The organism is Collinsella aerofaciens, assembly GCF_009876115.1.
In the GTDB taxonomy this organism is placed as follows: Bacteria; Actinomycetota; Coriobacteriia; order Coriobacteriales; family Coriobacteriaceae; genus Collinsella; species Collinsella aerofaciens_N.
Map to the genome: position 1 here is coordinate 155376 of NZ_WWSY01000001.1, position 22988 is coordinate 178363.

General features: G+C 66.3%; 21 protein-coding genes. 5 read left to right on the forward strand and 16 right to left on the reverse strand.

The genetic code is table 11. The features are described 5' to 3' along the window. The first annotated feature begins 133 nt into the window (after window positions 1–133). The 5 genes from sdaAA to GT571_RS00755 all read left to right on the forward strand — a co-directional run bounded on the left by sdaAA (window position 134) and on the right by GT571_RS00755 (window position 7141). Window positions 134–1741, forward strand: a complete 1608-nt coding sequence (gene sdaAA, locus GT571_RS00735; RefSeq protein ID WP_118225765.1) for an L-serine ammonia-lyase, iron-sulfur-dependent, subunit alpha — start codon at window positions 134–136, stop codon at window positions 1739–1741. Between the two features lie 149 nt (window positions 1742–1890). Beyond that, complete coding sequence (locus GT571_RS00740; protein WP_161154824.1) at window positions 1891–3606, forward strand: L,D-transpeptidase; 1716 nt, start codon at window positions 1891–1893, stop codon at window positions 3604–3606. A 132-nt stretch (window positions 3607–3738) separates the two neighbouring features. Further along, on the forward strand, window positions 3739–5157 hold the full coding sequence (locus GT571_RS00745; protein ID WP_161154826.1) for an efflux RND transporter periplasmic adaptor subunit: 1419 nt from the start codon (window positions 3739–3741) through the stop codon (window positions 5155–5157). Beyond that, a complete protein-coding gene (locus GT571_RS00750; RefSeq protein WP_161154828.1) occupies window positions 5157–5930 on the forward strand; it encodes an ABC transporter ATP-binding protein in 774 nt (257 codons plus the stop codon). Before GT571_RS00745 ends, GT571_RS00750 begins: the two co-directional genes overlap by 1 nt. After that, on the forward strand, window positions 5927–7141 hold the full coding sequence (locus tag GT571_RS00755) for an ABC transporter permease (RefSeq protein ID WP_161154830.1): 1215 nt from the start codon (window positions 5927–5929) through the stop codon (window positions 7139–7141). The genes GT571_RS00750 and GT571_RS00755 overlap by 4 nt, the downstream gene beginning before the upstream one ends. A 211-nt stretch (window positions 7142–7352) precedes the next feature. On the opposite strand, the gene cobK is transcribed toward GT571_RS00755, so the two are convergent. The 16 genes from cobK to cbiD are packed head-to-tail and all read right to left on the reverse strand — an operon-like array spanning window position 7353 to window position 22987. Then, entirely contained in the window at window positions 7353–8126 is a 774-nt protein-coding gene (gene cobK, locus GT571_RS00760; protein WP_161154832.1) for a precorrin-6A reductase, read from the reverse strand. Next, complete coding sequence (locus GT571_RS09940; protein ID WP_192934580.1) at window positions 8123–8764, reverse strand: precorrin-8X methylmutase; 642 nt, start codon at window positions 8762–8764, stop codon at window positions 8123–8125. The genes cobK and GT571_RS09940 overlap by 4 nt, the downstream gene beginning before the upstream one ends. Further along, the gene (locus GT571_RS09945) at window positions 8765–9280 is read right to left on the reverse strand and encodes a cob(I)yrinic acid a,c-diamide adenosyltransferase (RefSeq protein ID WP_192934581.1); all 516 of its coding nucleotides are present in this window, start codon (window positions 9278–9280) and stop codon (window positions 8765–8767) included. It abuts the gene before it with no gap. Then, window positions 9277–10776, reverse strand: coding sequence for a cobyric acid synthase (locus GT571_RS00770; RefSeq protein ID WP_338400637.1), 1500 nt, complete (start codon window positions 10774–10776; stop codon window positions 9277–9279). The genes GT571_RS09945 and GT571_RS00770 overlap by 4 nt, the downstream gene beginning before the upstream one ends. Continuing rightward, on the reverse strand, window positions 10769–11992 hold the full coding sequence (locus tag GT571_RS00775; protein WP_161154836.1) for a pyridoxal phosphate-dependent aminotransferase: 1224 nt from the start codon (window positions 11990–11992) through the stop codon (window positions 10769–10771). The genes GT571_RS00770 and GT571_RS00775 overlap by 8 nt, the downstream gene beginning before the upstream one ends. Then, window positions 11989–12963, reverse strand: coding sequence for an adenosylcobinamide-phosphate synthase CbiB (cbiB, locus tag GT571_RS00780; protein ID WP_161155082.1), 975 nt, complete (start codon window positions 12961–12963; stop codon window positions 11989–11991). The genes GT571_RS00775 and cbiB overlap by 4 nt, the downstream gene beginning before the upstream one ends. After that, complete coding sequence (locus GT571_RS00785) at window positions 12963–14027, reverse strand: histidine phosphatase family protein (protein ID WP_240136070.1); 1065 nt, start codon at window positions 14025–14027, stop codon at window positions 12963–12965. The genes cbiB and GT571_RS00785 overlap by 1 nt, the downstream gene beginning before the upstream one ends. Then, on the reverse strand, window positions 13961–14728 hold the full coding sequence (gene cobS, locus GT571_RS00790) for an adenosylcobinamide-GDP ribazoletransferase (protein WP_161154838.1): 768 nt from the start codon (window positions 14726–14728) through the stop codon (window positions 13961–13963). Before cobS ends, GT571_RS00785 begins: the two co-directional genes overlap by 67 nt. Further along, entirely contained in the window at window positions 14725–15273 is a 549-nt protein-coding gene (locus GT571_RS00795; RefSeq protein WP_117654697.1) for a bifunctional adenosylcobinamide kinase/adenosylcobinamide-phosphate guanylyltransferase, read from the reverse strand. Before GT571_RS00795 ends, cobS begins: the two co-directional genes overlap by 4 nt. Further along, window positions 15270–16412 carry a nicotinate-nucleotide--dimethylbenzimidazole phosphoribosyltransferase gene (cobT, locus tag GT571_RS00800; RefSeq protein WP_161154840.1) on the reverse strand — a complete coding sequence of 381 codons (1143 nt, stop codon included), beginning with the start codon at window positions 16410–16412 and terminating at the stop codon, window positions 15270–15272. The genes GT571_RS00795 and cobT overlap by 4 nt, the downstream gene beginning before the upstream one ends. Then, window positions 16405–17787, reverse strand: coding sequence for a cobyrinic acid a,c-diamide synthase CobB (locus GT571_RS00805; protein WP_338400638.1), 1383 nt, complete (start codon window positions 17785–17787; stop codon window positions 16405–16407). The genes cobT and GT571_RS00805 overlap by 8 nt, the downstream gene beginning before the upstream one ends. Continuing rightward, the gene (gene cbiE, locus GT571_RS00810) at window positions 17784–19256 is read right to left on the reverse strand and encodes a precorrin-6y C5,15-methyltransferase (decarboxylating) subunit CbiE (protein ID WP_161154842.1); all 1473 of its coding nucleotides are present in this window, start codon (window positions 19254–19256) and stop codon (window positions 17784–17786) included. The genes GT571_RS00805 and cbiE overlap by 4 nt, the downstream gene beginning before the upstream one ends. Then, window positions 19244–19987, reverse strand: coding sequence for a precorrin-3B C(17)-methyltransferase (gene cobJ, locus GT571_RS00815; protein WP_161154844.1), 744 nt, complete (start codon window positions 19985–19987; stop codon window positions 19244–19246). The genes cbiE and cobJ overlap by 13 nt, the downstream gene beginning before the upstream one ends. Further along, window positions 19987–21120, reverse strand: a complete 1134-nt coding sequence (locus GT571_RS00820) for a cobalt-precorrin 5A hydrolase (RefSeq protein WP_161154846.1) — start codon at window positions 21118–21120, stop codon at window positions 19987–19989. Before GT571_RS00820 ends, cobJ begins: the two co-directional genes overlap by 1 nt. Then, window positions 21121–21810, reverse strand: coding sequence for a precorrin-2 C(20)-methyltransferase (gene cobI, locus GT571_RS00825; RefSeq protein WP_117654692.1), 690 nt, complete (start codon window positions 21808–21810; stop codon window positions 21121–21123). It abuts the gene before it with no gap. Then, window positions 21803–22987 (reverse strand): cobalt-precorrin-5B (C(1))-methyltransferase CbiD, encoded by a 1185-nt coding sequence (cbiD, locus tag GT571_RS00830; protein WP_338400639.1) that lies wholly within the window; start codon window positions 22985–22987, stop codon window positions 21803–21805. Before cbiD ends, cobI begins: the two co-directional genes overlap by 8 nt. Window position 22988: the final 1 nt, after the last annotated feature.

Sequence of the window (22988 nt, forward strand, 5' to 3'; positions counted from 1 at the left end):
CCGGAGAGCACTTAATGTGCTCTCCATGCGAGTCAGGACTGTCCGAGCAGGCGACCAAATACTAAAGCCCTCGGAACGGCGGGACAGAGTATGCCCCGACCCTTGGGACGACGAGCCACGTAAAGGAGCAGCCATGGCAGGCAAGCCGCAAACACTAGCTACGACCTCGGCATTCGAGATCTTGGGCCCCGTCATGGTCGGCCCCAGTTCTTCGCACACCGCCGGCGCCCTGCGCTGCGCCCAAGTTGCCGCCAGCCTGCTGGAAGGCCGCATCACTAAGGTCACCTTTGGCCTGTGGAACTCCTTTGCCCACACCTACCGCGGCCACGGCACCGATCGTGCGCTCGTCGCGGGCATCCTGGGCCTCGACACCGATGACGAGAACATCAAGCAGGCCTTCGACCTCGCGCACGAGCAGGGCCTCGAATATCACTTTGACATCAAGGGCGACGACGCCTCCATCCACCCCAACACCGTCGACATCGACATGGTCGACGACACGGGCGCCACGGCCCAGGTCCGCGGTGAGAGCCTGGGCGGCGGCAAGATGCGCATCAGCCGCATTAACGGCGTCGGCGTCGACATCTCGGGCATGTACTCCACACTCTTCGTGGCGCACTACGACGTCCCCGGCGTGCTCGCCGCGCTCACGAACCTGCTCGCCTACGCACACGTGAACATCGCCTTCTGCCGCACCTACCGCACCGAAGTGGGCGGACAGGCCTACTCCGTCTTCGAGACCGACGGCGCGCCCGACGACACCGTCGTCCCCATGCTCCGCAAACTCGACAATGTCGATTACGCGACCTTTATCGAGCTCCCCGGTTCTGCCTCGTCGCTCTCCCCCGGTGTCTCGGCAAAGGAGATCTTCGACGACGGCGAGCAGCTGCTCGATGCGTGCGCCGAGCTCGGCCTGAATATCGGCGCCGTTATGGCCGTGCGCGAGGCGCGTCTGACCGGCGAGGCCCACGCCGTCGCCGCCATGCGCCGCGTGCTCGACGTCATGCGCGAGGAGACCACGACCCCCATCGTCAATCCGCAACGATCGCTCGGCGGGCTTATCGGCGGCGAGGCTAAACTCGTCGATGCCACCGGCCGCAACGATTTGAGCACGAGCCTGATGGGCACCGTTCAAACCGACGCCGTGGCCCGCGCGATGGCCGTGCTCGAGCGCTCCGCCACGATGGGAGTGATCGTCGCCGCTCCCACGGCAGGCTCCGCGGGTGTCGTGCCCGGCTGCGTGCTGGCGCTCGCCGATCACCTTCAGCTCGACGACGAGCAGGTCATGGACGCGCTCTACTGCGCAGCCGCCATCGGCCTCAACCTCACCACGAGCGCCTGCGTCGCCGGTGCCGAGGGCGGCTGCCAGGCTGAGGTCGGAAGTGCGGCCGCCATGGCAGCCGCCGCGCTGGTGCAGATGCTCGGCGGCACGCCCGGGCAGGCGCTCGACGCCAGTTCCATCGCGCTGAGTAACTTGCTGGGCCTCGTTTGTGACCCCGTCGGTGGCCTCGTGGAGGTACCCTGCCAAAACCGCAACGCCATCGGCGTGGCAGCCGCCTTTAGCTCGGCGCAGCTTGCACTTGCCGGTATCAAGAGCCTGGTGCCGTTTGACCAGATGGCGCACGTCATGCTCTCCGTGGGCCACGCGTTGCCGGCCACGCTGCGCGAGACGGCAAAGGGTGGCATCGCGCAGGCTCCGGCCGCACTTTCGGCCTGTGCAAAATGCGGTGTGTGCGGATAGCGACAAAGAAAGACTCGAAGGTGGGACAAATGTCCCACCTCTTTTGAATGCCACCGTTTCCATACCACAAACAACTAGGTAATCGCTATAATGCAAGCCCAGTAAAAACACGATGAGCCGCAAGGCGAAATTCGAAGGATATGCATACGATGTCGCAAAACGATCGAACTCAACTGATTCCCGATCCGCAGCAGCCGAGCAGGCACACCGGCGGCGTTCAATCGCCGCGTCCTATCGCGCCGAGCCGCGGTCAGCAGCGAGGTGCGGCAAACGTTTCCCAACGTCCGAACAAGCAGCATCAGCAGCGCCAGACAAATGGCAATGCGCCCAAGCAGCCCCCCACGCACGCTCGAGGCGATCGCGGCCCCGCACGCAAACCCGCCGAGAACAATAAGTCGGGCAAAAAGACGACGCTCTTTGTCGTTCTGGGTCTTATCGTCATTGTCTATATCGTAGGCGTCGTAGCGTTTTCGCAGGTAGCCTACCCCAACACCACTATCGCCGGCGTCGATGTCTCGTTCTCCAACGCTTCGTCTGCCGCCACCAAGGTCAACTCGGCTTGGAAGCACTATAAGCTCACCGTGACAGGCGATGACTTTAGCTGGACCTATCAGCCCGAGTCCGATGAGCCCATTGTCGACGGCGAAGCTGCCGCAAAAGAGATTATCAGCCGCAACGAAGCCATTGTATGGCCGGTTCGCCTTGTAGAATCCTTAAGCGGCAAGACCAAAACAACCGCTAGCTCCAACGAAGTCGATCTTGATCAAGACGTCGACCTGTCCATGCTCTCCGATACCTTTGACCAAAAGCAGTTTGAGAAGGATCTGGGCACCGCCATCGATGAGTTTAACGAGGGCCGTTCGGGCACGTTCGAGGCCAATAGCTCCTATGACGAGCAGGCCGGCAAGTTTACCGTCGAGAAGGCGCGCTCCAACGAAAAACTCAACCGCGAGCATGTCATTAAGTATGCCGAGCTCGAGCTTGCCTCGCTGGCCGAGACCGTAGATCTTTCCAAGCTCGGCAACGATGCCTATGAGCCGCTCAATGGAACGCTGACCGATGATCAGATTCAGGCCGCATGCGATGCCGCCAATAACTTCTTGGGCGTCAACGTGACCCTCAAGCTTAACGGCGAGGATGCCGGCAAGGTTGATGGCAGCTCCGTGTTGCAGTGGATCAGCTTTGCCGATCCGGCCAACCCCACGCTCGATACGTCGCAGATCAGCAGCTGGGCAGCCGAGCTCGCCAACGGCTTTAATACCGTGGGCTCCACTCGCTGGTGGACGCGCGCCGATGGCAAGCAGTGCGCCGTCGAAGGCGGCGACTTTGGTTGGTCCATCGACAGCAGCTCGCTCGCCAAGCAGGTCGAAGACGCCATTAACAACAAGCAGACCGGCGAAATCGAGATCAAGTACTCCCAGAAGGCCGACACATTTACCGCCAAGGGCGAGCCCGACTGGAAGGCCTATATCGACGTCGACCTGTCCGAGCAGCATGCGCGCTACTACGACGAGAGCGGCAACATCGTGTGGGAGGCCAACTTTATTTCTGGCAAACCGGGCGAAGACGCCACCCCCGAGGGCGTATGGCAGATCAACAGCAACGATGGCGCCAGCAAACTCATCGGTGCCAAGGACCCCGAGACCGGCAAGCCCAAATACGAGAGCCCGGTAAGCTACTGGATGCCGTTCGAGGGCAATATGGTCGGATTCCACGACGCCACCTGGCAAAACGATTCGAGTTTCGATAACGCCGAATCGTACAAGTGGTGCGGCAGCCACGGTTGCATCAACCTGCGCCTGGCCGACGCCAAGGCACTTCACGACTGCATCAAAGTCGGTCTGTGCGTGGTTGTCCACTCGTAGTGCAACGCGCGCATTCCTACAACGTGGAGCCGCTGCGACCAATCTAACAGTTCCGAAAGAATCCGCCATATGCGCCCGCCTTACGCGACGGGCACATATACTTATTTAGGAACTTTCTATAAAGGAGACGCTATGCCGAATGTCCCCACCATCACCCCAGGCCCGGATGATGCCGAGTACACGCCCGAAGGTGCCACCGAAACGATTCCTCTGATTAAAAACGTACATGCCGACAAGCAAAGCGAACGCACGAACGATACGGCCGAGATTTCCGATGAAGAGGCGTATGCCAAGCTCAAGGCAAAACGTGCCGAACGTCGACGCAAAAAGCTGATTCGACGCGGTATTGCCGCCGGCGTCGTAGGTGCCATCGCGCTCATTGCCATTGTCGCAACCCTGGTTATCAATGCGCAGCCGCAGGGCGCTAGCGGGCCTGTGACCGACATGGTGACCGAGGGCACGTTTACCACAACGGTCGAGGCGAAAGGCCAGCTCAAACCCATTTCGTCCTCAGTGGTCTCCCCTTCTGTCGACGGCACGGTCGATTCGATCAACGTGCAGGCAGGCCAATCCGTCAACGAGGGCGACGTGCTTATGACCATTAAAAACGACGAGCTCGATCGCAACGTTGCCGAGGCGCAGCGTGCAGTTGCAGCCGCTCAGGAAGACCTCACCAACGCGCAGAAAGCCGCAGCTGCCGCGCAGGCCACCCCGACGACGGACGCCGATGGAGCTTCCGCAGCGGCTGGCGTCTCCGCCGCATCGGCGGAGACGAACGCCGTATCGGCCGCGCAGCGCAGCCTCGCATCGGCCCAGGCAAACCTCGATCAGGCGAACGCCAAGGCCGCCAGCCGTACGGTCACGGCCCCGAGCTCGGGTAGCATCGTGGAGCTCAACGCCAAGGTGGGCGCCACGGTAACAGGCGGCATGATCATGGGCGAAAGCGATACAAGCGGCGGCAAGCAGTGCATGCAGATTGCCGACCTGTCCAAGATGAAGGTGACCGTGCAGGTGGGCGAAAAGGATATCGCCAAGATCGCCGTGGGCCAGAGCGCCAACGTGACCTATCCAGCGTTTCCCGATATCGTGAGCCAGGGAACGGTCACGGCCATCGCCTCGGTGGCAAACTCCGACTCCAACTCCGGCGGCGGCAGCGTAACCTTTAACGTCGACATCCTCATCGAAGCACCCGACAGTCGCCTTAAGCCGGGTATGACTGCCGAGGTCTCGGTAGTGACCGAGAAGCTCGACGACGTGGTTATGGTGCCGACCATGGCGCTGATGACCGAAGATGGCGAGCACTATTACGTCAATCTGGCCACCGATTCGGAAGGCAAGAAGACGCGCCGCGTGAAGGTGACCGTCGTGACGCAAAACGACAACGAGGCTGTAGTCGGTAAGACGCAGGTCAAGCGCGACGACCAGGGCAACGAGATCAACCCAGACGTCCCGGTTACCAAGTTACGCGACGGCGACACCATCGTGACGGATACCGGCACAGGCATGACGGCAGACGGCGGCGACAATATGTCTGCCGACGAGGGCAAGTAATGCGTCCCGTCATCGACATCCGCAACGTGCACCGCATCTTTGAGAGCGAGGCCGGTTGCGCCCACATCCTGCACAACGTGAGCCTGGCGGTGAACCCCGGTGAGTTCGTCGCAATCACCGGCCCCTCGGGCTCGGGCAAGTCGACGCTCATGAACATCCTAGGTTGCCTGGATAAGCCGACGGCGGGCGACTACTACCTGCAAGGGCTCAACGTGGCCGAGCTCGATGATGACGAGCTCACCGAAGTCCGCGCCCTGAGCATCGGCTTTGTCTTTCAGAGTTTCAACCTGCTACCGCGCCTGTCGGTTATCGAAAACGTCATGCTGCCGCTGGCCTACACCAACGTACCCCGTAGCCAACGCGAGATGTGCGCCGTGCACGCGCTGCAGGCCGTCACGCTGCCCGTCGACCATTGGGACCACCGCATATCCGAGCTCTCGGGCGGCCAGATGCAGCGTGTCGCCATCGCACGCGCCCTCGTCAACGATCCGCCCATCATCCTGGCCGATGAGCCGACTGGAAACCTGGACTCCGCCACTGGAGCGCTTGTGATGGAGACCTTCCATAAGCTCCAGAAGCGCGGCAAAACCATCGTTCTTATCACACACGACCCCGGCATCGCCGCCGAGGCCGACCGTGCCGTGACCATCCGCGACGGTCGCATTCACGACGGCGCGTATATTCCACATGCACCGCGGACCCTGCGCAGCGCCGTAGATAGCCTGCCCATGATTTCCGCCTCCGCCAACCCGCCGAAAGGAGTGGTGGCATGAGCGCCCGCGATCTCATCCAGGAAGCCCTTCACTCGCTCGAGGCCAACAAGGGGCGCAGCCTGCTCACCATCCTGGGCATTGTCATCGGCATCGCCTCGGTTATCGCCATGACTTCGCTCATCGGCGGCATCCAAAACAGCCTGGTCAACAGCCTGGGGCTCAATGCAGCCCGCATGGTGCAGATCTATTCGTCCCAAGAACTCACTGATTCTGACGTCCAGAAGCTTCAAAAACTGGTGCCGCAGATAGAGCAGATCGGCATTGTCGACAGCGCGTATACCGAGTACAAGACCGGCGATAAAAGCTATACCGTCATGGCACAGGGTGTCGACAGCGACATGCTCGACGCCGTGGGTGCCAGCAAGCTCGTTGCGGGGCGCACCTACACCGAAGTCGAGTCAAAGGCAGGCTCGCGCGTGGCGCTCATCAGCCGCGGCGGCGCCGATCAGCTTTACGGCAACGAACAGGACGCGCTGGGGAAAACCATCAAGGTGTCCAACGGCGAGGTGCAGATTGTAGGCGTGATTGATGGCGGCGGCGACTCCATGGGCTCGCTCACGCTGTATATGCCACGCGAAACTATCTCCGGCCTGTTTGGCGACGAGAATCCTTCATTCCCCAGCGTGACGGCGCTTGCCGCCGAGGGCACGGACATGGATGAGCTTTGTAAGACCATCGAGTCCAAGGTGCGCGCAATGAAGGGCATCACGGAGGATGATGAGTACGACAGTGTATCGGCGACCTCCATGAAAAGCGCCATCGATGCACTCAACTCCTTTATGGGCGCGTTCTCGCTCATCATGGGTGCTGTAGCCAGCATCTCGCTGCTTGTCGGCGGTATCGGCATTATGAATATGATGCTCACCAACGTGACTGAGCGCATTCGCGAGATCGGCATCCGCCGCGCTCTGGGCGCCAGTCGTCGCGATATCACCGCACAGTTTTTGGCCGAGTCTTCGGCGCTGTGCGTCACCGGTGGCCTACTGGGTGTCCTGATAGGCTATCTGCTGGCCTGGGGCCTCGCGATGTTTGCCTCCGGATCCGGGATTCTTGGCGAGCTCGGAGCCAGCGGGCAAATCACACCGAGTTTTTCAATCGCCACGGTGCTGCTGGCCTTCGCTGTCTCCGTCGGCATCGGCGTAATCTTTGGCTTCTACCCCGCTCGCCGCGCGGCAAAGCTCAACCCGGTGGAGTGCCTGCGCTACCAGTAAGTCACCACCAAAAAGTTGCGGTGAATTAGGGACTGAATATGCTATCTAGCAGCAAAAACAGACACTATTTCACCGCAACTTATTGAAGGGCCGCTTGCGCCAGTTCCGGGCGTCGTCCTCTAGCTATTGGCGGATGACGGGCTTGTACGGATCGAGCTTACTCGGGGCGCTCCTCCTCGCGGGCGGGAGGGCGCGCAGGCGCGGCGAGCGCCTAGCGCGCGAACTCCCGTAAGAGCGCGTCTTCCACTTCCCGAAGCGAAAGGGCCCCGCCTCCCTCGGCGGGACGGGTGACCACGATGCAGCGCGCTCCCACGTCGCGCGCGGCGGCGAGCTTCTCGGCCGTGCCGCCTACGGTTCCCGAGTCCTTGGTCACAAGCCACTGGGCACCCACCTGCCGAAGCATCGCCTCGTTGAGCTCGCGGGTGAAGGGCCCCTGCATGCCGATGACGTGCGACGGCGAAAAACCCGCGTCGATGCACTTCGATATAGCACCGGGCAGCGGGAGCACACGCACAAAGAAGCGCTCCGCGAAATCGGCGACGCGCGTGTAGGGAGCAAGCTCCTTGCTCCCCGTCGTGAGAAGCGCGCGACCCGGGTTCTCGGAGAGAAAGCGCGCCGCGCAGGCGATCGACGCGACCGGCACGACGCCTTTGGGTAGCGCCTCAGCCGGGCGCGCAAGGCGCAGGCATCGTGCACCCACGGCGAGCGAAGCGGCCCGGATGTTGCCGCTTGCGAGCGTAGCGAAGGGGTGCGTGGCGTCGACGACGATGCGCGCGCCGGAAAGCTCGCGCTCCATGTCGGCCTCGTCGAGCCTGCCCGCATACACCTCGATGCCCGGAAGCTCGCCCAAAAGCTCAGCTCCGTACTCGGTTGCCGCGTAGGCACGGGCGGGGATGCCCGCCTCGCTCGCCCATTCGCACAGAAGGCGGCCCTCGGTGGTGCCGGCGAAGATGCGCAGCGCCGGCGCGGATGCGGGCGCCGTCACTTCGGACCGCCTGGGCGCGTGATCTGGTAGAGCAGCGCGTTCATAATGGCGGCCGCCACGGTCGAGCCGCCCTTGCGACCCCTCGCGACGATGGTCGGCACGCGTCGCGCGAGTAGCTCCTCTTTTGCCTCGACCACGTTCACAAACCCGACCGGCACCCCAACGACGAGCGCGGGCGCGATCTTCCCCGCGTCCATGAGCTCGGCGAGGCGCAGAAGTGCTGTGGGAGCGTTGCCGACGGCCACGATGAGCGGACCCTCGATGCCGCAAGCTTTGTCCATGCTCGCAACGGCGCGAGTCGTGCCCGCGGAGCGCGCAGCCGCGGCGACATCAGGGTCGGCCATGTAGCACACGGCCTTGCAGCCGAGCTTCGCGAGCGCGGGCTTGCTTATGCCTGCGAGCGCCATGTTCGTGTCGGTGAGCACCGTGGCCCCTGCGCGCAGTGCGTCGAGCGCACAGTGCGCGGCGTCATGGGTGAACACGAGGGAATCGGCGTACGAGAAGTCGGCAGTGGTGTGGATGACGCGCTTCACGACGGGCTCTTCGAGCGGCGGGAACGTGCGGCCGCCGAGCTCTTCGGTGATGATCTCGAAGCTGCGCCGTTCGATGTCGCCGGGCGCCATCTCCTTGGAATCCATCTAGTACTCCACTCCTTCCCTTGCACATATCCCCTGAGAGTAGGGGTGTTTCTCGCACCGCATCTCGGTTATGTAGTCGGCCTTCTCCACGATCTTGCGGGAAGGCGCGCGCCCGGTGAGCGCCACTTCGACGCCGCGCGCGGACAGATCGAGCGCGCGATCCACGAGCGCCTCGTCGACAAGCTCCTTCGAAAGCGCGTCGAGCGCCTCGTCGAGCACGAGCAGCCCCTCCCGCGCGCCCTCGAGCTCGGCGAGCGCGGAAGCGAGGTTCCCATCGTGCAGCTCGCACGTCGCGGCAAGTTCTTCCGACGTCATCGACCAGGTAAACTTGTCCGACACCTTCCCCGCGAACACGGGCACGCCGAAATGCTCGGCGAGCAGGCGCGCCTCCCCGCTTTCGCCGTCTTTCAGGAACTGCACGACGACGACGCGGCGGCCTGCGGCGAGCATGCGAAGGGCGAGGCCCATCGCCGCCGTGGTCTTGCCTTTGCCGTCGCCATGATACACGTGGATCATACGCCCTCCTCGATAATGCGGTAGACATACTCCATGTCGAGCGCCCCGCGCACGACGTCGGCCAGGCGATCGAACTCGCGCGCACGGTGATCGGCTGCGGACGCCGCGCCCGCAGCACCCACGACGCTCTCGGGCAGGCCGCGCATGCGCGCGAGCGAGCGCGCGAGGGCGAGCGCCACCCCAGGTTCGTCGAACAGGCCGTGGAGATAGGTTCCGAACACGTTTCCGCAGGCCGCGCCTTCTGGTTTGCCGCCAATCGTGCCCGCAGGGGCGCAGGAGACGGTCGTTTCGCCGTCGTGAATCTCGTACCCGCGCGCCGTCATGCCGTTCCACACCGAGAACGCGCCTTGGGCGCCCGTGATGCGCAGCTCCGACTGGGCGAGGCGCTTTTCCTCCTTGAACACCGTACTTGCAGGGATGAGCCCGAGCCCGCGCGCGGTGCCAGCGCCTTCCCTGCCGTGCGGGTCGGAAAGCTCGTCTCCCAAAAGCTGGTAGCCTCCGCATATGCCGAGCACCGGCGTACCCGCGCCCGAAAGCGCGCGTACACAGGCTCCGATGCCGCTAGCCGCAAGCCAGCGCGCGTCGTCGAGCGTGGCCTTCGAGCCGGGAAGCACCACCAGGTCGGGTCGGCCCAGATCGGTCGTCGAGGAAACGTAGCGCACGCCCATGCCAGGCACGCGCGAAAGCGGGTCGAAGTCGGTGAAGTTCGAAAGATGCGGAAGGCGCACGACGGCGACGTCGATGACACCGCGCGCCTCGCGGGCAGATAGGCGCGGCGCGAGCGAGTCCTCGTCGTCCAGGTCGAGCGTAAGATACGGCACGACCCCCACGACGGGAACCCCACACATCTTCTCGAGCGGGGCCAAACCCGGGCGCAGGATTTCCACATCGCCGCGGAACTTGTTCACCACAAGCCCCCGCAAAAGCGCGCGATCCTCGGGCGCAAAGAGCGCGACCGTACCGTAGAGCTGGGCAAACACCCCGCCTGGGTCGATGTCGCCCGCGAGCAACACGGGGGAGGACACGGCGCGCGCGAGCCCCATGTTGACGATGTCGTTTTCGGAAAGGTTGATTTCGGCGGGGCTGCCGGCGCCCTCGATGACGATGACGTCGTTTTCCTCCGCGAGCGAATCGAACGCCTCCAAAATCTGCGGCATGAGCGCCTTTTTTCGCGCGAAGTAGTCCCTCGCAGCGAAGGCTCCCTGCGCCTTGCCGGTCACGATGAGCTGGCTTCGGTGGTCGCTTTCGGGCTTGAGAAGGATGGGGTTCATGCGCACGTCGGGCGCGATGCCGCACGCCTCGGCCTGCATGATCTGGGCGCGCCCCATCTCGAGCCCGTCGGCCGTGACACCGCTGTTGAGCGCCATGTTCTGACTCTTGAAGGGAGCCACGCGCAGGCCGTCCTGCGAAAGCACACGGCACAGCCCCGCCGCAAGCAGGCTCTTCCCTGCGTTCGACATGGTGCCCTGGATCATGATGGGCTTCGCCCTACCCACGGGTATCGACCTCCTTCGCCGAGCCTCGGCCATCCGCGCCCGCCATAGCGCCGCTGCAAGAAGCGCCGCCCCGTTCGTCGGGTTCGCCTTCGCCCGATGCACCTTCCGCCCGAAGTGCGCGGCTGAACGCCATCGCAAGCCGGGCATTCTCCTTGCGCGTGCGCACCGCGACGCGGCACCAGAAACGGGACAGTACCGAAAACGAGTCGCACGTGCGGACCAAAACCCCCTGTTTATACAGGCGCTCGGGGATGTCTTTCGCCGGCGTGCGGACTAAAAGGAAGTTCGCATCCGAGGGCACGACGGAAAGCCCGAGCGTGGAGAGCTCGTGGGAAAGCCACGCTCGCTCGCCCGCCAATACATCGCGCGTGCGCGAGACGTATTCAACGTCTTCCAGGGCGGCGATGCCCGCGGCCTCGGCGACCGAGGAGACGGGCCACGCCTGCCCCGCCTGGCGAATCCCCTCGATGAGTTGAGCGTTTCCGCTGATCAGATATCCCAAACGCAACCCCGCCATTCCGTAGAGCTTGGTGAACGCGGAGAGCACGGCCACATGGCGCGAAAACGCGGCGCGTGCAGCCACGCTCCTTTCGCGGGCGTCGGGCGCAAATCCGAGGAAGCACTCGTCCACGACGAGCAGCGCGCCCACCTGCTCGCAGCGGCAAGCCGCGGCATCGATCACGCTGGGGTCGACGAGGCGCCCCGTCGGGTTGTTCGGATTGCAGAGGTACGCCACGTCTCCCGGCCCCTCGATCGCGCGGGCGAAGGAGGCGGGCACGTCGAAGTCGTCCGCTTCGGAGAGCGGGAACTCCTGCACGCATGCACCGTAGTACGATGCCGCCTCCGCATATTCAGAGAACGTCGGCGCGCACACGACGATGCGTTTCGGGCGCACCGACGCGGCGAGCCGCCAGATGATGTCGGACGCGCCCGCGCCGCAGACGATAGTATCTTCGGGTATGCCCTGGGCGCGCGCTAGGGCGCGAACGAGGGCGAGGCTTTCCCTATCGGGGTAGGCGTCGATTCGAGAAAGCGCCTTGCAAGCTGCGGCGAGGGCGCGCGGCGAGGGCCCTGCCGGATTCACGTTCACCGAGAAGTCAATGAGGTCGGAGGCGCCCCCTTCGCAAGCGATGCCGAGCGATTGCGAGCTGCCTCCATGCGCACGGGCGCGCAGGATTCCCCCGGCAACCCGGGGCGCGGCGTGGTCTTCCCTCATGCCATCGCCCCCACGGCGAGCACGACCGCCGCACGCGCGGCACCGAAGACGACGAGCGCGCATACGGACGCGGCGAGCATGAGCCTTGTCGCCCGGGCGATGTCGCCCCACTCGATTTCACGGGACGCGTCGCCTATCGTCGGTTTCTCAACGAGCTTGCCGAAATACACCGCGGGCCCTGCCAGGCGCAGGCCGAGCGCGCCCGCGCACGCTGACTCGGTCTGCGCCGCGTTCGGGCTCGCATGGCGACGCCTGTCGCGGCGCCAGATGCGCGCCGCCCCGCGCGCGTCGAGCCCGACGATCGGGCACACGGCGATCATGAGCAGGGCCGATAAGCGCGAGGGAATCCAGTTCGCCGCATCGTCGAGGCGCGCCGAGGCGCAGCCGAAGTCGATGTAGCGCTCGTTTTTGTAGCCCACCATGCTGTCGAGCGTGTTCACCGCCTTGTACGCCATGCCCAAGGGCGCACCCCCGATCATAAGGTAGAAAAGCGGCGCGATGACACCGTCGCTCGCGTTCTCCGCCACCGTTTCCACGGCGGCGCGCGCGACGCCCTGCTCGTCGAGAACAGACGTGTCACGTCCCACGATGAGCCCGACGGCTTCGCGCGCCGCGACAAGGCCGCCCTTCGAGAACGCGCGGGCAACGGCCAGGCTCTGGCGGCGCAGCTCGCATGCCGCGAGAATCTGATAGCTCGCCCATGCCTCGGCCACGAAGCGCAAGCCGGAGTGAACCATGCCGCAAAGATGCAGGATTCCCCAGGTCAAAAGCCCACACGCAAGCGGAAGCGCCACGGCGAGCACAAGCCCTGCGGCGCGCGTGCCCGCGGACGTTTGCGGGAATGCGCCCCGCAGGCGGCCTTCGGCCCACGTGATCGCGCGCCCCATGGCGACGACGGGATGGGGAAGCCAGCGCGGGTCGCCGAAGGCAAGGTCGGCCGCGAACCCGGCGGCGACGGCAAGAATCGTCATCACCGGGCATCGCCCCCCGAAGCGGGGCGAACGTCGCGAAGGCAGCGCCCATCCCAAGTGGCGGCCCATGCGCCGCCCGGCTCGGTATGCACGTCGAAGTATCCCATTTTCGGGACAGCTAGCTCGGAGAGCAGCGCTTTCACGGTACCCGCGTGAACGACGAAGACGGCGCGCCCACTCCCCTGGGCGCGCTCCGATTCGCACGCCTCCCGAAACGCCGCGATGACGCGGCGGGTGAAATCGCTCTTGCCCTCGCCATGCGGGCAGCGCGTCTCGCACCAGGAGTCTACCCAGGCGCGATAGCGCGCATCCTCTTTAAGCTCGGCGGCGTTTCGCCCCTCGAAGTCGCCGAAATCCATCTCGCGCAGACCGGGGCACGCCATAAGCTCCGCGTTCGGGAAGAGGATGCGCGCCGTCTGGTCGGTGCGGGCCATGCCGCTCGTGATAACACGGAACACGTCACGATCGCACGCGAGGTCGCGCAAAGCGCGCTCGCCCGCACTCGACAGGGGCTCGTCGGTGCCCGCCCCGCTGTAGCGATGGTCTTCCGTGCCCGCCGTGGCACCATGGCGCACGAAGACGACTTCCAAAGGCGCACCCGCGCCCTGCGTCCCTCGAGGTGCATCGGCAAGGTTTCCTTTGATGACCTGGGGAATCCCGCACATCATGCGCACGACGACGTCGGCGCGCGCAGCGAGCGCGCATCCCAGGCGCCCCGCGCGCTCGCGCCATTGGGCGTCTTCCGCACTCATGGGGACGACCCCCGAGCCGACCAAGGGCAGAATCACTGCGTCGAAGCCGATCAGCCGCTCAAGCGCCCGGTCAGCGTCGAGCGCACGTACGAGTTCCTCAGCATGGTATGCGACGCGGCCGGCAAAAGCCGCGGGCACGCCGCCCTCCGCAAGCTGCGCCGCGTCGACGAAATCGTCCGCCGCGAACCCGAGCTTTTCGCGCACGAAGGTCCTCTTCCCCGAATGCGCGCCACCTACCACGAGCATCATAGGAGCATGCCCCCCGCCACCAGCATGGCAAGCATCGCGAGCTCGGCCCATTGCAGAAACCATCCGGCCAAATCCCCCGTCACCCCGCCGAAGCGGGACAGGGCAACATGGCGGTACCACGCGAGCACCAAAAGCCCCGCCACCGCCATAAGGGCGCCGACGGCCTGAGCGCACGCGACCATCCCTGCAGCCGAAGCCGCAGCGAAAGCGCAAAGCGGCACGACGATCGCCGCGCGCTTCTTCGCAGGCGAGAGCCCCGCGGCCATGCCGTCCGCCCGCGCGGCAGGCCAGCATTCAACGGCGAGCCCCGAAAGCGCGCGGGAGAACACGAGCGAGCACAGAAGCGCGAGGAACGCCCCCGCCGTAAGCGGCAGCGCGGTGAACAGGGAAAACTGCAGAATAAGGTACACAACAACACCGATGACCCCGAAGGCGCCCGCCCGCGGGTCGTGCATGATCTCGAGCTTTCGCTCGCGCGGGGCCCAACTCGCAAGCGCATCGGAGGTGTCGCAGAGCCCGTCTAGGTGGATGCCTCCTGTCACCGCCACAGGCAGCGCCACGAGCACGGCCGCGACGATGGTCGCGGGCACGCCGAGCAGGTTCGCCACGTGCCCCCACGCCGTCATGAGGAAGCCTTCCGCAAGGCCCACCAGGGGAAACGCGGCAAGCGCATGGGTTGACCCGAAATCGGTCCAGGCCGATTTCGGGACGGGGATGCGCGAGAACGTTCCGAACGCCGCGCCGATTGCCTCTGCTATCTTCACCTTGTAGGTCCTTCACCTTTCATCCACACGGGAATCCCGCATACCACTTCGACTGCGCGGTCGGCCAGCGCCGCCACGCCCGCGTTCACGCGCGCGAGCGCGCGCCTCCATGCCTCGGTCCCCTCATCGTAGCGCATCTCATCGGCGAACACGTCGACGGTGACCACCACCGTATACGCAGCGGCCTGAGCGAGCCGTTCGATGCCTCCGAGCACCTCGCGCGCCGCAGCGTCGGGGTCACGTGGGGACAAGCCGCCTTCCGCGAAAAGCTCGTTCGCAACCAGGTTGCCCACGTCCTCCAAAAGAAGCGTGCAGCCGCGCGGAAGCCCGGACACTGCGGCGCCCACGTCACGCGTGCGCTCGAGGGTGGAAAACCCCTTGCCCTCGCGCAGCGCCCGATGGCGCGCGATGCGGCGGGCGCCCTCTTCCCCGAAGGGCTCCATCGTTGCCAGGTACACGCGGGGGCCGTCGTGCCCAAGGCACAGGGACTCGGCGTAGGCGCTCTTGCCGCTCGCGGCGGCGCCGATGACGAGCGTCACCGTCATTTCCCGGCCTCGAAATGCTCGTAAGCAGCCATGCCAGTCGCCGTGAACGTCTTCCCATCCCGGTACACACGCAGCGCCGAATCCAGAAGGGGCAGATACGCCATGGCGCCCGCGCCCTCGCCCAAGTGCATGCCTGCGTCGAGGGGTGCCTTTATGCCAAGCTCGCGAAGGAGCTCCTGGCTTGCGGGTTCGCTTGATGCGTGGGTGCCCACGAGGTAGCCCAAGGCGTTGGGGCACAGGCGCGCCGCGCACAGGGCCGCCGTGCAGGATATGACTCCGTCGAGGAGCGCCGGCGCCTTCGAGGCCGCGGCCCCCAGGTAGAAGCCGCACATCGCCGCGATGTCGAAGCCGCCCACCTTCGAGAGCACGTCGATCGGGTCGGCCGGATCGGGCGAGTTCGCGTCGATAGCGCGCTCGACCACGTCGCGCTTGCGCGCGAGCGAGGCGTCCGAGAGCCCCGCGCCGCGCCCGACGAGGCTCCGCGCGTCCGCCCGAATGAGCACTGCGGCCACCGCCGCCGAGGTGGTCGTGTTGCCGATGCCCATCTCGCCCGCGGCGAGAAGGCGCACGCCGGCGCGGGCGAGCCCGCACGCGACGGCGATTCCGACCTCGATCGCGCGCACGGCCCCATCGCGAGACATAGCGGAGCCGTGCGCGATGTTGCCGCTCCCCCTCCGCACGTTCGCGCGCACCATGCGCGCGTCTTCTATGCCCCGGGCCATACCCACGTCGACGGGCACGACCTCGGCACCCGCGAACGCCGCCATGCGGCAGGCGCTCGCGGCCCCCTCGCACATGTTGCGCGCGACGGCTCGCGTCACGTCTTGTCCGCTTTGCGACACGCCTTCGGCAACGACCCCGTTGTCGGAGAAGAATACAGCGAGCGCACGGGGAAACTCGGCCACCTCGGCGCTCCCCTGAGCTGCGGCGATACACGCGACGGCGTCTTCAAAGTCGCCCAATCCCCCCAAGGGGTGCGCGATGGAGTCCCACGCGGCGTACGCGGCGGCACGGGCGCACTCGTCTGCGGGCGCGATCCGGGAAAGCGCGGCTTCGAGCACGGCGCCCGGCGCCGACGAGAACGCGCGCTCGACTTCCTCGCGGATGCAGGCAAGCGCGGTTTCGGTTGCTTCAGCCATGCCGCCTCCTCTCTGCGAACGACGCTGCGGCAGACGCGAACGCGCGCGCAACGTCGGGGTTCGCAGGATAGTACACATGCGGGAAGCCCGCCACCAGGGACGGGGTGGTCGTCATGCACGGCCAGCCCTTGTCGCGCCGGGGCTTCTGCGCCCAAAAGTCGCCGCCCGGGCAGGTGGACTGCCAGTAGTGGAACTCGTGCGCGCGGATGCGTGTGCCGCGCGGCCCGTAGAGCCCGTCGCGTTGGGAAGTAAGCTCCACGTACCCGAAATGGGACAGCCTTCCCCCGTTCTCGCTTGCGCCCTCAAGGGCGCCCGCAACAGGCCAGCGCCACCCCTCGCTATCGGCGATTTCGCGCAGCAGGTACAGAAACCCACCGCATTCGGCGACCGTCGGCATGCCGGATTCCACCGCGCGCCGCACCGCCTCGCGCATCGACACGTTCTCGGAGAGCTGCCGCGCATGGAGCTCCGGGTAGCCGCCCCCCAGATAGAGGGCGCTTGTCCCCCGGGGCAACTCGCTATCACACAGGGGGCTGAAAAAGGCCAGCTCGCAACCCAGGTCCTCGAGCGCACGCAGGTTCTCCTCGTAGTAGAACGAGAACGCCTCGCCACGCGCGACGGCGACGATGGGCCGCGCTCCCACGATCGGCTCCAACCGGTAAGGTTCCTCGCGAATATCGGGTGCCGTCGCCGCTATTTCAAGCAAGCGGTCGACGTCGACGCTCTTTTCCACCAGCTCGGCCATCTTGTCGATGCGCGCGGAGAGCTGCTCGACCTCGTCGGCGGTCACAAGCCCCAGATGCCGGCTTTCGAGCGAGAACGCCTCGTCGGCGGGGATATTCCCCAAAACCGCGACGCCCGTGTGCTTCTCGATCGCAGGCGCCGCGTAGGCGCAGGCAGCGGCGCTCGTCTTGTTCAGCACGACGCCGCGCACGTTCGCACAAGGCAGGAACTCGGCGATGCCGCGGATTACAGCGGCGAGCGATAAAGACGCCCCGCGCCCGTTCACCACTAAAACGACCGGCGTTTCCGTGTCGCGCGCAACCTGGTAGCTGCTCGCGTCGGCCACGCCGGGCGCCATGCCGTCGTAGAAGCCCATAACCCCCTCGAGCACCGCGACATCCGCGCCCGCGGCGCCGCGTGCGAGCAGGGCGCGCAGCGTCGGGGCGTCGGTGAAGAAGCCGTCTAAATTGCCCGAGCGCGCACCCACGACGCGGCGATGAAAGAGCGGGTCAATGTAGTCGGGGCCGCATTTGAAGGCCGCGCATGCAATGCCGCGGCGCGCGAGCGCGCGCAGGAGCGCGCACGTTACGACCGTCTTGCCGCTCCCGCTCGAGGGCGCAGCGACCATGAAGCGCGGGATGGACGTGCTCACCGGGCGCCGCCTTCCCCACCTGCGGCGCTGCAGTTAGCAAGCGAGACCACCTCAACGGATGGGTTCCCCTCGACAGAGAGGTCCTCCCCGACAGGCGACTCAGCAAGCGCGCCGACTTCGGCAAGCTCCTCGGCATCCGCGCCCGCACCACGCGCGCTGACGAGGAACACGGGGTTTTGCGCCTTCATAAGATGGTGCGAGCCTACAGCCTCGACACGGGCGGCCGACACCTGGCACGCCTCGAACCCCTTAAAGCGCGAACCCGAGAGGAGCGCGCACGCCTCGGTGAGCGTCTCAACGGTGACGCATGGCACGCACAGGCGAACCTGCGAGTTCTTCTCGAGCGCCGCCTCCACGATGGAGGGAAGCTCGCCCGCGCTCCCGCCGACGAACACGGCGTCGGGGACGGGCAGTTTCGCGAGCGCTTCGGGGGCGACACCGGGGACCGCATGCACGTTGCCGCACCCGAATGCATCCGCGTTCTCTCGGATGAGCAGCACGCCGGCCGCGTTGCGCTCGACCGCCCATACCGACCCCGCTCGCGCGACGAGCGCCGCCTCGATCGAAACGCTCCCCGTGCCGGCGCCGACATCCCACACGGTGTCGGTCGCGGTAAGGCGCAGCTTCGCGAGCGCGACGGCGCGCACCTCCTGCTTGGTCATGGGAACGTCGCCGCGGATGAAGAGCTCGTCGGGAATGCCCGAGGAAGCGTACGGCCAGCGGGAGCTCGCGGCGCGGAATGCGCCCGCAGAGTCCGCCGCGAAAGAAGCCGTCGCGGGCGCAGACGCGCCGGCCGGCGCCTCGGAGGCTGCGCTAGAGCCCGCAGGCGACCCGGCGCCGCCTGCGGGCTCGATAAGCATCACGTTCAAGTCGTCGAACGTCTGACCTGCGATTTCACTTGCGGTCGCGCAGGTGATGCGCTCGTCGGGGTACGACAGGCGCTCGGCCACCGTCACGCGCGCGTCCCCGAAGCCCGCCTGCACAAGCTCGCCCGAAAGCCGCGAGGGGTCTTCCCCGCCCGACGTGGCGAGGAAGAGCTCACCTGCGCGCTCGGCCTCGGCCACGATGTCGCACGCCACACCGTGAGCGCTCGCGAAGCGCCAATCCTGCCATGGACGCGCGAGGCGCGCGGCGAGATACGACGCTGAGCTTATGCCGGGAATGACGCGCACGTCCACCCGCGCGTCGCCGGAGAGCGCCTCCACCAGGCGGCGCGCGCCGCTGAACAGCCCCACATCGCCCGTCATCACGACCACGGCGCGCTGCCACGACGCCGCATCGGTGAGAGCGGCGACGATGTCCGCCGTCTTCACGAGCTCGCATCTCACCACGTCGGGCGGCACGTCGATGCTGACAAGCGCGCGATGAGCGCCGATGACCACGTCGGCGAGGTCGATCGCGTCGAGCGCCGCGCGCGAGAGCAAGTCGGGGTTTCCGGGCCCCGCCCCGATGATCGTTACCTTTCGCATGGAATCTCCCGATACCCGCGCGGCGTGACCATACGGCCGCCTACGCGCTTCGTGTCCGCGTTGCCGACGAACACGGTGGTGAACATGTCGGCGTCGAACTCCCCCAGCTCGGAGAGCCTGCACATGCCCGACTGCTGCCCCTCGCGCCCGATGTTGCGTACCCAGCCGCAGAGCGTGTCGGGGGCCTTCCATTCGAGCATAATCTTCGCCGCGCGCGAGAGCCTGTCGGCGCGCTTTCTGCTGCGCGGGTTGTACAAACAGATGCAGAAGTCGGCGCTCGCCACGGCGGCGAGCCTGCGCTCGATGACCTCCCACGGCGTGAGCAGGTCGGAGAGCGACACGACCGCGAAGTCGTGGGCAAGCGGGGCGCCGAGCACCGCCGACCCGCTCTGAGCCGCGGTGGCCCCGGCGATAACTTCCACGTCTACATCGGGGTAGTCCTCCGCAAGCTCCAGCACGGGGCTCGCCATGCCGTACACGCCCGCGTCACCGCTGCACACGAGCGTCACGGCTTCTCCGCTCTGCGCGCGCGAAAGCGCCAGGCGGCACCGTTCGACCTCGTGCATCATCGGCGTCGCGAGATGCGCCGCGTCGGGCACGGCGGCGAGCGCGAGCTCCACGTATTTCGTGTACCCCACAACGATGTCGGCCGCCTCGAGCGCGCGCCGAGCCGCAATCGTCATGCCGTCGGGGCCGCCCGGGCCGATCCCCACCACGAAGAGCTTTCCCATCACAGCTCCTTAAACGAAAGTTCGATAGTTACCTTGGAAAACGCGACGGTCACGCCGCCGTGAGCGAGCTTCGGGAAGATAAGTTTGCCCCCGTCCGCGAGCGCCGCGCGCTCGCACACGTTGTCGACCCCCACCGTCGCGCGCACGAAATCAGATGGCGAAACGCTGCCTTCGACCTGCGACAACTCCTCTACGGAATACGTCGCAAGCGGAATCTTGCGCGCGCGGCAGAAGGCGAGCAGACCCTCCTCGTGCGCCTTCACGTCGATCGTCGCCGCCTCGCGCACGGCCGAAGGCGAGATACCCGCCTGCCCGCACGCGAGAAGAAACGCCTCCCCGATCGCTTCGGCGCACGCACCGCGACGGCACCCTATGCCCGCAACGATGCAGGGCACGACAAGGCGAAGCGGCTCGGGGGCAGGCGCCTGCGCCCGCACGCCCGCCGGCTTCCCCGTCTCACCGGCGAGCACGACATCGCCCGTCGTCTCCGCTGCGCGAACGGACGCACCTGCATTCGCGCCAGCGAACGGTGACACGACGATATCGGCCCGAGCGCGGTCGGACGCAATGTCAACCCCCTCAGGCGGCTGTCCCGAAATCGGCATGTCGGAATAGAGCGCCACGCGCCCGCCCGAAAGCAGCCGCGCCGACACTCGCTTGATGGCCTCGGGATTCGAAACGGCGAGCCCCGCACAGCGCGCCCACGTATCCACCGCCCACACGCCGCGGACGTCGGTCGCCGTGGTGATGACGGGGATGGCCCCTGCCGCGCGTGCCACAGTTTGCGCAAGCTCGTTCGCACCGCCCAAATGCCCCGACAAAAGCGGGACGGCAAAGCGCCCCGCCTCGTCGATCACCACAACCGCGGAATCGCTTGCCTTCGAGGCGACATGCGGCGCGATCGCCCGCACGGCGATGCCCGCCGCGCCCACGAACAGAAGCGCGTCCGACGCTTCCCACGCGAGCGCCGTCCATGCGCACAGGTCGGCCTTCCCCTCGCCGAACCCGCGCGAAACGGAAACGTCCCAGCCAGGGTCATCTTCACCTGTCTGCGCGCAATCGGAAAGCGCGCGTGCGGTGCGCTCCGCCAACGCATATCCCCTCTCAGTGAACGCTATGCAGGAAACCCTCATCTAGCGCACCACCATCGTCGAGAAGTAGCTGCCCCGATCGGGCACATCGTCGACCGAGCGGTACACGCGCTCGCCCGGAAGCCCACAGTCCTCTACGAGCTCGGCACCGTCGAAGGCGCCCTCCTCGCGAAGGATGCACTTCGTGTCCGCAAGCGAGCGGCGCGCCTTCATGACCACCTTCGTCCCCGGCCAGCCGATTGCGCGGCGCACGTCGTCGTAGCCGCCGGGCACGATGTGCAGAGGCGACGACATCTCGGGCGTGAGGTCGCGCTCGAGCGCCGCGGCGACCGCGCAGAAGCTCGGCACGCCGGGAATGGCGCGCGCCTCGAACCCGCGGGCGCGCACGTCGGGCGCTATGCGCTGGAAGGTGGCGTAGATGCTCGGGTCCCCCAGGTTCAGCAGCGCGACGTCGCGGACCGCATCCAGGTGCGCGACAAGCTCGCGAACAAGCGAGGCATGCTCGGCCGCGCGGCGCTCGACGTCGCGCGTCATCGAGAATCGCACGGGGATCACCGTCTTGCCTGTAAGGTCGACGGCGCCGCGCACGATGTCGAGCGCGACCATGGCCCCGTCCGCCGTCTGCGGTGCGGCGATGACCGGACACGATTCGATTGTGCGGACGGCCTTGATCGTGAGCAGCTCGGGGTCGCCAGGCCCCGTGCCCACGCCGTACAGCACGCCTTTACTCATACGTCGCCCCCAATTCCCCGATAACTGCATCGGCGCCCGACGTGCGGAAAAGCTCGCGGCGCTCGGCGTCGAACACGACCGCGGCGATGTCGCATCCGCCCGCCGCGCGGCGGCGCAACCTGTCCTCGATTGCCACAGCGAGCGAGGCGCGCGCAGCGTCCCCCACGCCGGCGGCCTCGATTACCTCGAGCGCCGCCGTGGTCGTGACCGACGACATGATCTCGCGCACAGTCTTCGTGCCCGCGCCGGCCAAGGCCGCGTGGGCGGCCAGAATCTCCGCGCGGCAGTCGGCGGTACGCGAATGGGTGTCCATGATGCCGCCCGCGACCTTCACCAGCTTGCCGATGTGTCCCACAAGAAGGACATTGGTAAATCCCTCGCGAACGCAGCAATCAATCGCATCGCCCACGAAGTTGGAGATGAAGACCACCGGCGCACCGTTTAGGTGGAAATGCCCCGAGATGAACTGCGCGCCGTAGTTGCCGGGCGTGAGCACGACTCCGCGCCGCCCCATAGCCGCATGCTGCCGGATCTCGAGCTCGATGCTGTCGCGCAAGGCAGCGAGGCTGCGCGGCTCGACGATGCCCGTCGTGCCCAGGATGGAGATGCCGTCCTCTATCCCCAGGTGCGGGTTGAAGGTCTTTTCGGCAAGGGCAACACCCTCGGGTACCGAAATCGTCACAGCGATATTTCCAGAAAAGCCGTGCGCGGCGCACACCTCGCGCACCGCCGAAGTGATCATCGCGCGCGGCGTCGCGTTGATGGCGGCCGCCCCCACTGGCTGCTCGAGCCCGGGCAACGTCACGCGCCCCACGCCCACGCCGCCATCGACGGAAACTTCCGATTCGCGCGCGGGCACGCCCTTGCTGCCCGCAGCACCCGTGCCCGACCCCGCATGTTCCACGCGCGCGTACACGAGCACGCCGTCGGTCACATCGGCATCGTCGCCTGCGTCCTTTCGCACGGCGCACTGGGCGCGCCCCTCGCCGATACATGCGTCGACCACGTTCGCCTCGACGGGCAGCCCGCCGGGGGTGACGATCGACACGCGGCCGACGGGCTTTCGTGACAAGAGCATCTCGCAGGCCGCCTTCGCCGCGAGCGCGGCGCAGCTCCCCGTGGTGTAGCCGCAGCGCAGGCGGGTCGTCCCGGTATATATGTAGTGCTCGAAGGCCACG